This is a genomic window from Lysobacter arenosi, from assembly GCF_016613475.2.
GTDB classification, from domain to species: domain Bacteria; phylum Pseudomonadota; class Gammaproteobacteria; order Xanthomonadales; family Xanthomonadaceae; genus Lysobacter_J; species Lysobacter_J arenosi.
On sequence record NZ_CP071517.1, the window covers coordinates 3247262 to 3262966 of the forward strand.

Here is a 15705-nt window from a genome sequence, read left to right on the forward strand (position 1 = left end):
ACACGCCGCGGCCAACGGCCGCCGCCGGGGCGCAACGTTCCATCGGGTAAGCTAAAGATCGAATTGTCGGTAGGTAGTTCCCACAGATGACCGGACCCAGTGCTCTGCAAGGACACAAGATCCTGCTCTGCGTCTGCGGCGGCATCGCCGCCTACAAGTCCGCCGAACTGGTGCGGCGCCTGCGCGACGCCGGCGCCGAGGTCACCGTGGCGATGACGCAGAACGCGCAGCACTTCGTCGGCGCCACTACCTTCCAGGCAGTGTCGGGCAGACAAGTGCGAACCTCGTTGTGGGATGCCGCGGCCGAGGCCGCGATGGGCCACATCGAGCTGGCGCGCTGGGCCGACCGCATCGTCATCGCGCCGGCCACGGCCAACACCCTGGCCAAGCTGGCCCACGGCTTCGCCGACGACCTGGTGAGCACGCTGTGCCTGGCGACCACCGCACCGCTGACTGTCGCGCCGGCAATGAACCATCGCATGTGGTTGCACCCGGCCACGCAGGCCAACATGGCCACCTTGCGCTCGCGCGGCGTGGCGGTGATCGGGCCCAACGACGGCCCGCTCGCCGAAGGTGAATCCGGGCCGGGACGCATGGCCGAACCGGAAGAAATCGTCGCGGCACTGGCGCTGGCGCAGGCATGAGGACGGCATGAGCACGCACGCGACGCTCTCCGGCTTGCGCATCGTGGTCAGCGCCGGCCCCACTTACGAAGACATCGATCCGGTCCGCTTCATCGGCAACCGCAGCAGCGGCAAGATGGGCTTCGCCATCGCCCAGGCGGCGGCCCGTCGCGGCGCCCAGGTCGTGCTGGTGGCCGGCCCTGTCTCACTGCCCACGCCCGACGGCGTGCAGCGACTTGACGTGCGCTCGGCCGCGCAGATGCACGAAGCGGTGCTGGCGCAATTGCCCGCCGACGTCTATGTCGGCGCCGCCGCCGTCGCCGACTTCGCCCCGGCGCACCCGGCGGGCAGCAAGATCAAGAAGCAGTCGGGACAGGACACCCTGACCCTGACCCTGGTGCGCACCCGCGACATCCTGGCCGACATCGCCTCGCACGCGCAGCGGCCGCGGCTGGTGGTGGGTTTCGCCGCCGAGACCGACCACGTCGAGGCCTACGCCCGCGGCAAGCTCGAAAACAAGCGCCTTGGACCTGATCGCGGCCAATCGCGTCGGCGTCGCCGGCAGCGGCTTCGAGAGCGACGACAACACGCTCAACGTGTACGCGGCCACTGGCGAGTCGAAGGTGCTTGGGCCGGCGCCGAAGACCGAACTTGCCGACGCGCTGCTCGACCTGGTCGCGCAATCGCTGTCGCGCCGCTAGGCCGGCGTCACCTTCGCGGCACTTTCTCGTGGCGCACGGTGCCACGCGGGCGCCAAGTCATGGCATGGTATTTGCGTCGGCTGTCATGGCGGCATCCCGAAACGGCGTCCAGCGGACCACACGAATGCACCACATCCTCCAGCTCCGGATCCTCGACCCGCGCTTCGGCTCGGAGTGGCCGCTACCGGCCTACGCCACCAGCGCCAGCGCCGGGCTGGACCTGCGTGCCGCGCTGGCAGAAGCGTTGACCCTGCAACCGGGAGACGCGGCGCTGGTGCCGTCGGGCATGGCCATCCACTTGGGCGATCCGACCATGTGCGCGGTGATCCTGCCGCGCTCGGGCCTGGGCCATAAGCACGGCATCGTCCTCGGCAACGGAACCGGCCTGATCGACGCCGATTACCAGGGGCCGTTGTTGATCAGTGTCTGGAACCGCGGCCGCGAGGCTTTTACGATGCAGCCTGGGGATCGCATCGCCCAGCTCGTCATCCTGCCGATCGTGCGGGCGACGCTGCAGGTGGTTGAAGAATTCGAAACCAGCGCCCGTGGTGCCGGTGGCTTCGGCCACACCGGCGTGCGCTGACGTTGCGCTGGACAAGGGGAAGACATGAAGGGTGTTGAGAAAGAGCAGCTGACGGCTTCCGCCGCCCAGCTCAAGGCGGTGCTGCCGCTTGTCATCGTGACCTGCGCGTTGCTGGCAGCCTGGTTCGGCTGGAGCGGCTGGCAGCTGCATCAGGATGGCGAACGTCGGCAGGCCGTGGCGCAGGTGCGCGACGATACGCTGCTGGCGGCACAGCGGGCATTGATCACAGAGCAGAAGCAATTGACCCAGCGACTGGCGGCGCCTGCGCTGCAGGCCGCGCTCGCCGCCGGTGACCTGGCGGCGGCTTCCAGCGAGCTCGGCAAGGGTTGGGCGGGCGCGACCGACGTCGTCATCCTGCCGACCGACCTGACCGCCGAATACGCGGCGCTGCCCAAGGGCGGCTACGGCCGTCTGGGAGTGATCGAGGCCGCCATCGCATCCGACCGGCCGACGGCCGGCCTGGTCCGCCATGGCGGAGGCCCGCAGCTCGCACTGGCGGCCCCGGCGCGAAGCGGTGAGGCGACGGTCGGCGTCGCCTATGTCCGCCTGCCGTTGCAGAAGGTCACGGCCGTGCTGGAGAACGCTGAAGTCTCCGACGACAGCTACATCGCACTGCGCCAGGGCGGCTTCAGTGCACTCGAGCGCGGCGACACCACCCTGGCCGGGGGCGCCGAAGCCCTGGCGGCCAAGGTGCCGGGGACCGACCTGCGTGTGGCCGCCGCGGTGCCCGACGTTGCCGGTGGTCCGCTGGGCCTGGACGCGGCACTGTGCTTCGTTGCCGCCGCCGTGTTCGCGCTGCTGGCGCTGCTGGCATGGCGCCTGCCGCACCTCAAGCTGGCCCGCGGCAAGGCCGAGACGGCCGAGGAGGGTGTCGTTCAGACCCTGGCAGAGAGCATGGAGAGCCTGCCCCAACCGGTGAAACCGCCGCCCGTGCCCTCGACCAAGCCCGCCACTCCCGCCCTGCCCGTCGCGATCGACCGCGGCATCTTCCGCGCCTACGACATCCGTGGCGTCGTGGGTCAGTCGCTCGACGCCGGCGTGGCCGAACTGATCGGTCATGCCATCGGCTCGCTGATGCACGACCAGGGCCTGACCGACATCGTGGTGGGCCGTGACGGCCGCCTGTCCGGCCCGATGCTGACCGAGGGCCTGATCGCCGGCCTGCGCAAGGCCGGACGCAACGTCGTCGATATCGGCATGGCGCCCACGCCGGTGGTGTACTTCGGCGCCTATCACCTGCGCGCGGGCTCGTGCGTGTCGGTGACCGGCAGCCACAACCCGCCCGACTACAACGGCTTCAAGATCGTGGTTGGCGGCGAAACCCTGTCTGGCACCGCGATCACCGACCTGTATGCGCGCATCGCCGAGGACCGCCTGCACCTGGGCGACCTGGGCAAGCTGAGCGAGCGCGACATCTCCGAGGACTACGTCCAGCGCATCGCCTCGGACGTGCAGATCGATCGTCCGTTGAAGATCGTGGTCGATGCCGGCAATGGCGTCGCCGGCGAGATCGGTCCGCGCGTGCTCAGCGCGATCGGCGCCGAAGTCACGCCGCTGTACTGCGACATCGACGGCACCTTCCCGAACCACCACCCGGACCCGAGCGAGCCGCACAACCTGGTCGACCTGACCAAGATGGTGCAGCGCCTCGACGCCGACCTCGGCATTGCCTTCGACGGCGATGGCGACCGCCTGGGCGTGGTCACCCGCGACGGCGAGAACATCTTCCCCGACCGCCTGCTGATGCTGTTCGCCGCCGACGTGCTCGAGCGCAACCCGGGCGCGGTGATCCTGTATGACGTGAAGTGCACCGGTCGCCTGCCGGGCCAGATCCTGCGCCATGGCGGCAGCCCGCTCATGTGGAAGACCGGGCACTCGCTGATCAAGGCCAAGATGCGCGAGACCGACGCCGAGCTGGCCGGCGAGATGAGCGGCCACTTCTTCTTCAAGGAGCGCTGGTACGGCTTCGACGACGGCATCTATGCCGCAGCGCGCCTGCTCGAGATCCTGGCCGCGCAGCCGCGCAGTCCGGCCGAGACGCTGGCGGCGCTGCCCAATGGCGTGTCGACCCCGGAGATCAAGGTCGACGCACCCGATGGCGACCCGCACACGTTCGTCGACCGCTTCCGCGACGAAGCGCGCTTCGAAGGTGGGCGCCTGTCGACCATCGATGGCCTGCGCGTCGACTTTGCCGATGGCTGGGGCCTGGTGCGTGCCTCCAACACCACGCCGGTGCTGGTGATGCGCTTCGATGCCGACAGCGCCGACGCGCTGGCGCGCATCAAGGCGGACTTCCGCAGTCAGTTGCTGGCGCTGAAGCCGGACCTGGTGCTGCCGTTCTGATCAGGCCGACCCTTCTCCTGCTTGGGGAGAAGGGTCGCTTTGTTTCGCTGGAGGCTGGCGGGTAGGACCGGTTCCGCTCAGCTCTTCATTGCGTGATACCGCTCCAGCGCCGCAGCCAGGTCCTCGTCGATCAGCTCGCGCTCGGCCAGCTGCGAAGCCAGCATCGAGCGCTGCCGCAGCAACAGCTCGTGCTGGGTCAGGATGTTGTCACTGGCCTTCTTCGGCACGGGCTTGCCGTTCAGCTCGGTCTCGCCGGCGCGGCCCAGCAGGCTGATCAGGCTCTGTCGACGGCCTTCGACTCCCAGCCGGGAGGCTTTGATCGTCTCGTCCATCAACGCGATGCGCTCGCCGAATGCACGGCGCAGGTCCTCTTCGGTCGCGTAGGACTCGGCCATCGCCCGATCACGGCGCGTCGCCACCTCGGCCGCCGCTTTGGCTTCCTGGTCGAGCTTGGCCTGCACCGCGGCGGCGGCGCGCTCTTCGTCGGTCAGCGCGCGCGGCAGCTGGCTGACGGCACGGCCGCTCTTGGCATTGAATTCGGTGCGTGCGTTGTCGACCGCGTGCGCCGGCAGGGCGTCGCCACAGACCTTGGCGCCGTTCTCGTTCCAGCAGTAAAGCTTCTTCGTCGGAGCCTGCTGCGCCAGCGTCGATCCGGTCACGGCGATCAGCAGGGTGCAGGCGAGCAGGGGAAGCGTCTTGGTCATTGGGGGTTTGCTGGCGGCAACGTTATTCACAATCGCATGCAAGACTCACGCCATCGCCCGCCAATGCCGGCGAGATCACATCGGTGATCACGCTGAGGTCTGGCTGCCATAGGCGTCGCGGTACGCCAGCAGGCGTTCGCGCTGGCTGGAGAGCTCGGCATTGCCACCGGCGAAGGTGAGCAGGTCCGACAGATTGGCCACTGCGATCACGGGCAGGCCCTGGTCGGCTGCGACCGTTTGTGCCGCAGAGCGTCGGGAAGTGGCCGGATCCACGGCCTCCTGGCGGTCCAGCGCGATCACTATCCCGGCCGGTTCGCCGCCGCCATCGCGGATGATCGACAGCGCTTCGCGGATCGCCGTCCCGGCCGTGATCACGTCATCGACGATCAGCACCTTGCGGCCCTGCAGCGGCGCGCCGATCAGGCTGCCGCCTTCGCCGTGGGTCTTGGCTTCCTTGCGGTTGAACGCCAGCGGCAGGTCGCGGCCGCGGCGCGCGTACTCGCACGCCAGCGCGGTGGCCAGCGGGATGCCCTTGTAGGCCGGACCGAACAGCAGGTCGAAGCCGACCCCATGGCCATCGATCGCATCGGCATAACAGGCGGCCAGCTCGGCCAGGGCCGTGCCGGAGTCGAAGCGACCGGCGTTGAAGAAGTACGGACTCTGGCGACCGGACTTGAGGGTGAACTCGCCGAAGCGCAGGGCCTCGGCGCGCAGGGCGAGTTGCAGGAAGCGGGTGCGATGGTCGGTCATGGAAGGAGCGTTGTCAGTGAAGGGGGAAGTACATCAGGTGCTGCGGACCGGCGCTGCCGCCCTGGTAGAGTTCGCCGGTGTCGACGAAGCCGACTTTGCGGTAGGCGGCGATCGCGGGGTGGTTGTTGCAGTTGACGGTCAGCACCAGCAAGGCGCGATCGGGATGGCGCCGGCGCAGGTCGGCGCAACAGGCCACCATGGCCTGCGTGCCGAGGCCACGCCCCTGCTGGTCGTGTTCGATCACGAACGCGCGCAGGCCAACGCTGGGGGCGTGCATGGGCCGGCCAGCGACGGCATTGGGGGCGAAGTCGAGACGGTAGAAGCCGACGACACGGTCGTCGTCCAGCACCGCCATTGCCTCGCTCATCGGGTCGCGCAGGCTGTCGGCCAGGTTGAAGGCGGTGTCGCCAACGTAGCGGTACTGGTCCTCGCCGACGCGAAGCTCCCGCACCGCAGCGGCCATGGTCTCGTCGAGGACGCAGGCGACGCTCACGCGGGTGGCGACTTGGACGGATGGCGCAGGCGCTGGCATGGCGGGAATGATAGGCCCTGCCTGCCGCGTCCGGGCTATGATCGCCGCACACCGTCATGGAGTGCGCATGCGCATCATCAGCTTCAACGCCAATGGCCTGCGGTCGGCCGCCAACAAGGGCTTCTTCGACTGGTTCCGCTCCCAGGATGCCGACGTGTTGTGCGTTCAGGAAACCAAGGCGCAGGAACACCAGCTTGGTGATGCGGACGGCTTGAAATCGGAGTTCCGCCCCGACGGTTACAAGGCGTGGTTCAAGGACGCCAGCACCAAGAAGGGCTACAGCGGCGTGGCGATCTACAGCCGCCGCGAGCCCGATGAAGTGCGCACCGCGATGGGCTGGGCACCGTTCGACGATGAAGGCCGCTACATCGAAGCGCGCTTTGGCAACCTCAGCGTGGTGTCGTTCTACATTCCCTCCGGTTCCTCCGGCGACGAACGCCAGGGCTTCAAGTTCGAAGTCATGGAGTGGCTCAAGCCGCGCCTGGACGAATGGCTCGCAAGCGGCCGCGACTACGTGCTGTGCGGCGACTGGAACATCGTCCGCTCGCGCCTGGACATCAAGAACTGGACCAGCAACCAGAAGAACTCCGGCTGCCTGCCGCCCGAGCGCGAGTGGCTCAACGGCCTGTGTGCCGAAGACAGCGGCTGGGTCGATGCCTACCGCGCGCTGCACGTCGACGGCCAGGACTACACCTGGTGGAGCAACCGCGGCGCCGCACGCGCCAACAACGTCGGTTGGCGCATCGACTACCAGCTGGCGACGCCGTCGCTGCGCGACAAGCTGAAGGCCTGCTCGATCTCGCGCGACCCGCGCTTCTCCGACCACGCCCCTTTCACGGTCGACTATGAGCTCTGACGTCGCTGTCGCCGCCAAGCCGGCGCCCAAAGGCTGGCGACTGGTGCTGGCCAACCTGAGCCAGCCCAAGGTGCTGGTGATGCTGCTGCTGGGCTTCAGCTCGGGCATCCCGCTGTACCTGGTCGGCAACACGCTCGGCTTCTGGATGCGCGAAAACGCCATCGAGCTGTCGACGATCGGTTTCCTGTCGTGGGTGGGGCTGGCCTATTCGCTGAAGTTCCTGTGGGCGCCACTGGTCGACAAGCTCGATGCGCCCGTGCTCGGCCGCTGGCTCGGCCGCCGCCGCGGCTGGATGCTGCTGTCGCAGATCGTGGTCGCCGTGGCCCTGGTTGGCATGGCGCTGGTGCAGCCCCAGCAGGGGCAACTGGTGCTGGCCGGTGTCGTGGTCGACCAGTTGCTGGTGTTCGGCGTGCTGGCGCTGGTGGTGGCCTTTGCCTCGGCCACCCAGGACATCGTCATCGACGCCTGGCGCATCGAGATCGCCGACAGCAACGAGCAGCAGGGCCTGCTGACCTCGACTTCGGCGCTGGGCTACCGCGGCGCGCTGCTGGTCACCGACGCCCTGATCCTGATCTTCGCCGCCCATGTCGGCTGGTCGGTGTCGTACGAGCTGATGGCCGCGCTGATGGCCGTGGGCATGGTCGCGACCCTGGCCGCGCGCGAACCTGCGTCCAGCGTGCTGGCGGCGAAGACGTCGCATCCGGCGCTGTTCACCGCCAAGGGCCTGTACGACGCCCTGGTCGGTCCGTTCGTGGTGTTCTTCCGCGATCACGGCAGCTGGGCGCTGCTGATGCTGGTGACGATCAGCCTGTACCGGATGCCGGATTTTGTCTTCGGCCCGATGGCCAACCCGTTCTATGCGGACCTCGGGATCGACAAGGAAACCGTCGGCGCCGTGCGCGGTTCGTTCGGCCTGGTGGCGACCATCGTCGGCATTGCCGCGGCCGGCCTGTCGGCGCTGCGCTTCGGCTTCATCGCCACGCTGCTGGCCGGTGCCGTGCTCGGCCCCGCCTCCAATCTTGCCTTCGCCTACCTCGCCCACCACGGAGCGGACCCGGGCGTGTTCACCGCGGCGATGGTGATCGACAACTTCTGCAACGGCTTCGCCGGCGTGGCCCTGATCGGCTACATGTCGAGCCTGACCAACGTCGGCTACACCGCCACCCAGTACGCCCTGCTCAGCTCGTTCTACGCCCTGCCGGGCAAGTTCCTGAAGGGGCTGTCCGGGGTCGCGGTCGAGCACTTGGAAGTGGGGCGCAGTTTGCTCGACGCCTATTCGCTATTCTTCGTGGGTACGGCCCTTATCGGCGTGCCTGCGTTGCTGCTTTGCCTGATACTGGCCGTGCGCCGTCCCGGCGCGGCGCCTCGTGCGCCTGCGGCCAATGGTTTAACCGGATAGCCCGTGCACCTGGAAGCACGCTGCCCGTGAAGGAGTACCCATGACCGACATCATCCTGCACGACATCGACCCCCTGCTGCTCGACCGCATCAAGCGCGTCGCCAACCAGCGTGGCTGGGGTCTGCAGGAGTCGCTGATGCATCTGCTCGAGCATGGCCTGTTTGCCATCGAAGCCGAGATTGCCGCGCGTTTCACCGACAGCGACGCGATGGCCCTGCAGGCTGCGATCTCGGCGCTCGAGGGGATTCCCAGCGACCCCGGCTATGCCCTGATCGGCCGTGTCGAACGGCCCGCAGACGTGAAAACGCCGACGCTTGAACAGCAGGGCCTGACCGATATCGACCGCGACCTGCTCGCTTTCGTCAAGAAGTCCTGAGGCACGATCGGCCCGGAAGGCGCCACGTCAGGCCGGAAAAATCGCCCCGAGCACGCGCGGACCGCGGGCACCACTGACGCTGGGCAGGTTGCCGGGCAAGCCGGACAGGGTTTGCCGGGCCAGCCAAGCGAAGCCCATGGCCTCGACGAAGTCCGGGTCGACGCCATGGCGTGCGGTCGATTCGACGGTTGCGCCAGGCAGATGCTGGCCGATCGCCGCAAGCAGGCGCGGGTTATGCACGCCGCCACCGCAAGCCAGCACGCGACGGGTGTCGGGCTGGTGGGCGAGGAGGGCATCGGCAATGGTGATCGCGCTCAGTTCCAGCAGCGTCGCCTGCACGTCGGCCGCGGCATGCGTGCCTGAAAGCCGTGCCTGCAGCCAGTCGAGATGGAAGTGCTCGCGGCCGGTGCTCTTCGGCGGCGGCAGCATGAACCAGGGATCGTCGAGCAGGCGCGCCAGCAGTTCGGCATCCGGGCGCCCGCGTGCCGCGAACGCACCGCCGGCATCGTAGGGCTGGCCGGTGTGGCGCTGGCACCAGGCATCGAGCAGGCAGTTGGCCGGGCCGGTATCGAAACCTCGCACCTGGCCCTGCGCCGGCAGCAGCGTGAAATTGGCGATGCCACCCAGGTTGAGCACCGCGCGCTGTTCACCCGCGCTGTGCAGCAGGGCGGCGTGCAACGCAGGCAACAGCGGCGCGCCATGGCCGCCGGCGGCGACATCGCGGCGACGGAAGTCGGCGACCGTGGTGATGCCGGTGCGCTCGGCGATCAGGTTGCCGTCGCCGAGCTGCCAGGTGAAAGGGTGCTGGCCGTTGAAGCGGGCGCCTTCGGGGCGATGGCGCACGGTCTGCCCGTGCGAGCCGAGCGCAAGCACCTGCTCCGGGCCGACGCCGGCCTCATCAAGCAGCTTTCGTGTGGCCGCGGCGAAGGCCTCGCCGATCTGCACGTCGAGCGTGCCGATCTCATCGAGTGATTGCGCTTCGCCGCCCTGGCCCAGCGCCACCAGGCGCTCGCGGATCCCCGCGTCCCAGCCGTAGGTACGGCCCAGGAGCAATTCGACGTCGTGTTGCGAGAAGCGCACCAGCGCGGCATCGATGCCGTCGGCGCTGGTGCCCGAGATCAGGCCGACGAACAGGCCATCGACTGGGCTGCCGGGCGGGCCGGCGCGGAGCGCGGGCACGTCAGGCCTTGGTCTTGGCGGGCTTCCTGGCCTTGCCAGGCGCCGCGGCGGGCGCCGGAGCCGGCGCATCTGCGTCGGCGTAGATGATGTTCTCGACCTTCTGGATCCGTGCCAGGGCGACGCCGGTCTGGGCGCGGAACTGCGCCAGCGCGGCGCCCGACAGCGGCTCCGGCGGCGGCATGGTGATCGACAGCGGGTTGCGGTGCACGCCGTTGACGCGGAACTCGTAATGCAGGTGCGGGCCGGTCGACATGCCGGTGGTGCCGACGTAGCCGATCACCGTGCCCTGGGCGATGCGCTGGCCCGGACGGATCTTGCCGATGCGCGACATGTGGCCGTACAGCGTGGTGTAGCCGCGGCCGTGGTCGAGGACGACCGCGTTGCCGTAGCCGCCCATCCAGCCGGCCGACTGCACGCGTGCGTCGCCGGCAGCCATGATCGGCGTGCCGGTGCGCGCGGCATAGTCGACGCCCTTGTGCATGCGGGTGCGGCCCAGCACCGGGTGCTTGCGGGTGCCGAAGTTCGAGGTCAGGCGCGCATACGGGATCGGCATGCGGATAAAGCTCTTCTTCAGCGGACGGCCGTCGCCGGTGAAGTACTCGGACTTGCCGTTGCGCTCGAAGCGGAAACCGGTGTGGAGCTTGCCGCCGGTGGTGAAGGTGGCCGCCAGCACCGGACCGGTGCGCAGCAGTTCGCCTTCGCGCCAGGTCTGCTCGACCACCACGCTGAAGCGGTCGTCGGCGCCGACGTCTTCGTTGAAGTCGATGTCGTACTTGAAGATCTCGTCGGTCAGCGTGTTGATGTTGCTGCCCGACAGGCCGAGCTTGCGGCCCGAGCGGAACAGCGACTTGCCGACCTTGCCGCTGATGACCACCGTGCGGCTCTCGGTCGGGCGGACCAGCACCTTCTCGGTGACCTTGTCGCCGGCCAGGCTCAGTTCGACGCGGTGGCTGTCGTCGCGGTCGTAACGGAACGTGCGCAGCTCGGCCGGTTGGCCGTTGGCGCCCTGCGGCAGGTCGAACGCGAGTTCGGTGCCGGGCTTGAGACGGGTCAGGATCGCCTTGTCGCCCGACTCGTCCAGGATCCGGTGCATGGTGGCGACCGGCAGATCGAGATCCTCGAACACCGCGCCCAGCGTCTGGCCGCGCTCGATGCGGACGATCTGCCAGCTGTCACCGTTGTGGCCTTTCAGGCGCGACAGCGGCAGCGGCGGCAAGGCAAGCGCAAGCGAGCTGCGCTGCGTATGCAGCGGCTGCTTGCTGGCAGCGGGACCGAAACCGGGGACAATGGCGGCAACCAGAACGCCGAGCGTCGCGAACAGGCTGGCGTGAGCCCACTGGCGACGCGACCAGCGACCGTTGAAACCATTGGAAGCGCCTGTGGCCAGCACCGGTCGGTGCAGAGCGGCTTCGCGCAGGGCCTTGAGGCGCTCGCGCCGTTCCGTACCGCTATCGTGTGCTGTCATTTGAGGTATCTCGCGCGCTGGTGTGAAGGCCGCGTTGCCGCGTTACCATAGTGACGCGAGAAGTGTGCGTCAAACCCTTGTCCTGAATAGGGTTTTTCGTCACAGCTCGATAGCCGGATGTTTAACTTTGGTTTAACCCGAATCCATGACGGTGATCGCACTTCGCGTTCACCATTCACATTGCGAGTCCCAGCCTTGTCCCCCCAGTCCCCAGCCTCCGTCCAAGACGCCCTAGACCTGATCGGCCGCGGTGCCGACGAGATCCTCAAGCGCGAGGAGCTGGAGGCCCGCCTCAAGCTGGGCCGCCCCCTGCGGATCAAGGCCGGCTTCGATCCGACCGCCCCGGACCTGCATATCGGCCATACGGTCCTGCTGAACAAGATGCGCCAGTTCCAGGACCTGGGGCACCAGGTGATCTTCCTGATCGGCGACTTCACCGGAATGATCGGCGACCCGACCGGCAAGAACGTCACCCGCAAGCCGCTGACCCGAGAGGACGTACTGGCCAACGCCCAGACCTATGCCGACCAGGTCTTCAAGGTCCTGGACAAGGAGCGCACCGAGGTCCGCTTCAACTCCGAGTGGTTCAGCAAGATGGACGCGGCCGACATGATCAAGCTGGCCGCCCAGCACACGGTGGCGCGCATGCTCGAGCGCGACGACTTCGCCAAGCGCTATGCCGCCCAGCAGTCGATCGCGATCCATGAATTCCTCTATCCGCTGGTCCAGGGTTACGACTCGGTGGCGCTCAAGGCCGACGTCGAGCTCGGCGGCACCGACCAGAAGTTCAACCTGCTGATGGGCCGCGGCCTGCAGGAGCACCACGGCCAGCCGCCGCAGATCGTGCTGACCATGCCGCTGCTGGAGGGCCTGGACGGCGTCAACAAGATGTCCAAGTCGCTGGGCAACTACATAGGCATCAATGAACCGGCGATCGACATCGTCACCAAGACGATGAAGATCGACGACGTGCTGATGTGGCGCTGGATCGACCTGCTCAGCTTCGCGATATCGATGGCGGAGGCGGCGAAGCTGCGCGCCGACATAGAAGCGGGGCAACTGAACCCGCGCGACCTGAAGATGCGCCTGGCACGCGAGCTGGCGGCGCGTTTCCACGGCGAATCGGCCGCGGAACAGGCGGTGGCTGGCTGGAATGCCGCGGTACGCGGCGAGGGCGATACCGCTTCGTTGCCGCTGACGGACGTGCAGGTTCCGGCCGAAGGCATGCGCATTGCAGCGCTGCTGACGGCTGCGGGTCTTACGCCAAGCAACTCCGAAGCGAACCGCAAGCTCAAGGAGCGCGCGGTGCGAATCGACGGTGAAGTGATCGAAGATGCACAACGTGTGTTCGCGCCAGGCTTCGAAGGTGTGCTCGCTGTAGGCAAGCGCACGTTTGCACGCGTGCGCCTGATCGCAGCGTAAGTACGTGCTCTTGCTTCTCCCCTTGCGGGAGAAGGTGCGCCGAAGGCGCGGAAGAGGGCTGCTTTTGCTGTTGTCGCGTGCAGCCAATCTCACTCGCAACACGCGCAATCACCGCCACACAACGCGATGAACCCACTCATCGCAAACGTCAACAAAAAATTCGCAAAGAATTTTTCGATTTACCCCTTCCAATGCGCGTTGTGCATGTGCACAATGCGCGCCCCGCCACGGTGAACTTCACGCGGCGGGACGCGGAAAAGACGGTGTGGAACGAGGCGGTTGACGGTTCTCGAACATGCTGTAAGATGCGCGGCCCGGTGGTCCCGGGGCAGTCCGGAAGGACGGCTGAACGGACCAACGGAAGCGAAAAAAGATTTCGACACGGTGTTGACGGAATCGAAATTCGCTGTAAGATAGTCGGCTCCCTCGGGCACTTTGGTGCGGCGGGGTGAGACGGGAAAGGCGCTGAGGCCGGCCCCGAAGATCTTTGACAGTGTGCGCAGGTAACTTGTGCGGACGTCTGGCTAGTGGATGGTTGTCCATTGAGCAGATGTTCGTACCAAGCAACAACGATTCAAATGCATGCAAATGCAAGCGAGTAATTGGTGCCTGGAACGAGCTTTGCACTCAAAAAATTTGGATCTTCGGATCCATGCAATTTTAAGTGAAGAGTTTGATCCTGGCTCAGAGTGAACGCTGGCGGCAGGCCTAACACATGCAAGTCGAACGGCAGCACAGCAGTAGCAATACTGTGGGTGGCGAGTGGCGGACGGGTGAGGAATGCATCGGAATCTGCCTATTTGTGGGGGATAACGTAGGGAAACTTACGCTAATACCGCATACGTCCTACGGGAGAAAGTGGGGGACCTTCGGGCCTCACGCAGATAGATGAGCCGATGCCGGATTAGCTAGTTGGCGGGGTAAAGGCCCACCAAGGCGACGATCCGTAGCTGGTCTGAGAGGATGATCAGCCACACTGGAACTGAGACACGGTCCAGACTCCTACGGGAGGCAGCAGTGGGGAATATTGGACAATGGGCGCAAGCCTGATCCAGCCATGCCGCGTGTGTGAAGAAGGCCTTCGGGTTGTAAAGCACTTTTGTCCGGAAAGAAAAGCTTCGGGTTAATAACCCGGAGTTATGACGGTACCGGAAGAATAAGCACCGGCTAACTTCGTGCCAGCAGCCGCGGTAATACGAAGGGTGCAAGCGTTACTCGGAATTACTGGGCGTAAAGCGTGCGTAGGTGGTTTGTTAAGTCTGATGTGAAAGCCCTGGGCTCAACCTGGGAACTGCATTGGAAACTGGCTGACTAGAGTGCGGTAGAGGGGTGTGGAATTCCCGGTGTAGCAGTGAAATGCGTAGATATCGGGAGGAACATCTGTGGCGAAGGCGACACCCTGGACCAGCACTGACACTGAGGCACGAAAGCGTGGGGAGCAAACAGGATTAGATACCCTGGTAGTCCACGCCCTAAACGATGCGAACTGGATGTTGGGGGCAACTTGGCCCTCAGTATCGAAGCTAACGCGTTAAGTTCGCCGCCTGGGAAGTACGGTCGCAAGACTGAAACTCAAAGGAATTGACGGGGGCCCGCACAAGCGGTGGAGTATGTGGTTTAATTCGATGCAACGCGAAGAACCTTACCTGGCCTTGACATGCACGGAACTTTCCAGAGATGGATTGGTGCCTTCGGGAACCGTGACACAGGTGCTGCATGGCTGTCGTCAGCTCGTGTCGTGAGATGTTGGGTTAAGTCCCGCAACGAGCGCAACCCTTGTCCTTAGTTGCCAGCACGTAATGGTGGGAACTCTAAGGAGACCGCCGGTGACAAACCGGAGGAAGGTGGGGATGACGTCAAGTCATCATGGCCCTTACGGCCAGGGCTACACACGTACTACAATGGTAGGGACAGAGGGCTGCAAACCCGCGAGGGCGAGCCAATCCCAGAAACCCTATCTCAGTCCGGATTGGAGTCTGCAACTCGACTCCATGAAGTCGGAATCGCTAGTAATCGCAGATCAGCATTGCTGCGGTGAATACGTTCCCGGGCCTTGTACACACCGCCCGTCACACCATGGGAGTTTGTTGCACCAGAAGCAGGTAGCTTAACCTTCGGGAGGGCGCTTGCCACGGTGTGGCCGATGACTGGGGTGAAGTCGTAACAAGGTAGCCGTATCGGAAGGTGCGGCTGGATCACCTCCTTTAGAGACTAAAGACAGCAAATTGCTGGTCGGACGTCCGCACAAGTAACCTGCATTCAGAGTTCCGGGTCGCCCAAAGGGGTGGCTGCGGGAGCGTCCCCGGATCCCTCCAGGGAATTCGATGGGGCTTTAGCTCAGCTGGGAGAGCACCTGCTTTGCAAGCAGGGGGTCGTCGGTTCGATCCCGACAAGCTCCACCACCTTGGGCGAAGACCCTTGCCTGGCGCTTACGCCGGCGGGAAACACTTTGGGTCTGTAGCTCAGGTGGTTAGAGCGCCCCTGATAAGGGTGAGGCCGGTGGTTCGAGTCCTCCCAGACCCACCACCACTTAGTGGTTTGCTCCCGAACGAAACTCTGATTGCGCACACATCAAATATTGAAGCAGTTGGGCGTTGAGGCCCATTTGCGTTCTTTGAAAATTGGGAATTGTAGCGAGCGTTTTGAGACGAATTGTGTCCATGACGTGTCGTGAGGCTAAGGCGAGTGTCTTCGGACACTTTATTAATTGAGTCGTTATATTCCAGATCGGGCTTTGTACCCCCGGTCCGAATGTAGCTCCAAGGCAACTTG

Annotated in this window: 11 protein-coding genes, 2 tRNA genes, 1 rRNA gene and 1 pseudogene; 10 read left to right on the forward strand and 5 right to left on the reverse strand. The window is 65.7% G+C overall.

Translation table 11 applies throughout. The features are described 5' to 3' along the window. Nucleotides 1-86: 86 nt before the first annotated feature. The 3 genes and pseudogenes from coaBC (at nucleotide 87) to HIV01_RS14985 (ending at nucleotide 4250) form a co-directional block, all read left to right on the forward strand. Nucleotides 87-1324 (forward strand): annotated as a pseudogene (coaBC, locus tag HIV01_RS14975) (bifunctional phosphopantothenoylcysteine decarboxylase/phosphopantothenate--cysteine ligase CoaBC). 124 nt (nucleotides 1325-1448) lie between these two features. Further along, nucleotides 1449-1907, forward strand: a complete 459-nt coding sequence (dut, locus tag HIV01_RS14980; protein ID WP_200608380.1) for a dUTP diphosphatase — start codon at nucleotides 1449-1451, stop codon at nucleotides 1905-1907. Between the two features lie 24 nt (nucleotides 1908-1931). Then, nucleotides 1932-4250 (forward strand): phosphomannomutase/phosphoglucomutase, encoded by a 2319-nt coding sequence (locus tag HIV01_RS14985; protein WP_200608382.1) that lies wholly within the window; start codon nucleotides 1932-1934, stop codon nucleotides 4248-4250. 77 nt (nucleotides 4251-4327) lie between these two features. Here the strand turns inward: HIV01_RS14985 and HIV01_RS14990 are convergent, their stop codons facing one another. The 3 genes from HIV01_RS14990 to HIV01_RS15000 form a co-directional block, all read right to left on the reverse strand. After that, complete coding sequence (locus HIV01_RS14990) at nucleotides 4328-4954, reverse strand: hypothetical protein (RefSeq protein ID WP_200608384.1); 627 nt, start codon at nucleotides 4952-4954, stop codon at nucleotides 4328-4330. A gap of 87 nt (nucleotides 4955-5041) precedes the next feature. Beyond that, on the reverse strand, nucleotides 5042-5704 hold the full coding sequence (gene pyrE, locus HIV01_RS14995; RefSeq protein ID WP_200608386.1) for an orotate phosphoribosyltransferase: 663 nt from the start codon (nucleotides 5702-5704) through the stop codon (nucleotides 5042-5044). Nucleotides 5705-5717: 13 nt separating this feature from the next. Beyond that, complete coding sequence (locus HIV01_RS15000; RefSeq protein WP_207526995.1) at nucleotides 5718-6197, reverse strand: GNAT family N-acetyltransferase; 480 nt, start codon at nucleotides 6195-6197, stop codon at nucleotides 5718-5720. 106 nt (nucleotides 6198-6303) lie between these two features. On the opposite strand from HIV01_RS15000, the gene HIV01_RS15005 reads away from it, so the two are divergent. From HIV01_RS15005 to HIV01_RS15015, 3 genes are read left to right on the forward strand one after another with little or no spacing between them, the layout of a single operon-like run. Beyond that, a complete protein-coding gene (locus HIV01_RS15005) occupies nucleotides 6304-7092 on the forward strand; it encodes an exodeoxyribonuclease III (protein ID WP_200608389.1) in 789 nt (262 codons plus the stop codon). Further along, on the forward strand, nucleotides 7082-8491 hold the full coding sequence (locus HIV01_RS15010; protein WP_207526996.1) for an AmpG family muropeptide MFS transporter: 1410 nt from the start codon (nucleotides 7082-7084) through the stop codon (nucleotides 8489-8491). The genes HIV01_RS15005 and HIV01_RS15010 overlap by 11 nt, the downstream gene beginning before the upstream one ends. 40 nt (nucleotides 8492-8531) lie before the next feature. Further along, nucleotides 8532-8867 (forward strand): hypothetical protein, encoded by a 336-nt coding sequence (locus HIV01_RS15015; protein ID WP_200608393.1) that lies wholly within the window; start codon nucleotides 8532-8534, stop codon nucleotides 8865-8867. A gap of 27 nt (nucleotides 8868-8894) precedes the next feature. On the opposite strand, the gene HIV01_RS15020 is transcribed toward HIV01_RS15015, so the two are convergent. After that, nucleotides 8895-10046 carry an anhydro-N-acetylmuramic acid kinase gene (locus tag HIV01_RS15020; RefSeq protein WP_245156826.1) on the reverse strand — a complete coding sequence of 384 codons (1152 nt, stop codon included), beginning with the start codon at nucleotides 10044-10046 and terminating at the stop codon, nucleotides 8895-8897. 1 nt (nucleotide 10047) lies between these two features. Further along, nucleotides 10048-11511 carry a peptidoglycan DD-metalloendopeptidase family protein gene (locus HIV01_RS15025; RefSeq protein ID WP_200608397.1) on the reverse strand — a complete coding sequence of 488 codons (1464 nt, stop codon included), beginning with the start codon at nucleotides 11509-11511 and terminating at the stop codon, nucleotides 10048-10050. Nucleotides 11512-11706: 195 nt separating this feature from the next. On the opposite strand from HIV01_RS15025, the gene tyrS reads away from it, so the two are divergent. The 4 genes from tyrS to HIV01_RS15045 all read left to right on the forward strand — a co-directional run bounded on the left by tyrS (nucleotide 11707) and on the right by HIV01_RS15045 (nucleotide 15459). Then, nucleotides 11707-12933 (forward strand): tyrosine--tRNA ligase, encoded by a 1227-nt coding sequence (gene tyrS / locus HIV01_RS15030; RefSeq protein WP_245156827.1) that lies wholly within the window; start codon nucleotides 11707-11709, stop codon nucleotides 12931-12933. A gap of 661 nt (nucleotides 12934-13594) precedes the next feature. Then, nucleotides 13595-15139: ribosomal RNA gene (locus HIV01_RS15035) — 16S ribosomal RNA — on the forward strand. Nucleotides 15140-15259: 120 nt separating this feature from the next. Continuing rightward, nucleotides 15260-15335, forward strand: a tRNA-Ala gene (locus tag HIV01_RS15040). A gap of 49 nt (nucleotides 15336-15384) precedes the next feature. Further along, nucleotides 15385-15459: transfer RNA gene (locus HIV01_RS15045), tRNA-Ile, on the forward strand. Nucleotides 15460-15705: the final 246 nt, after the last annotated feature.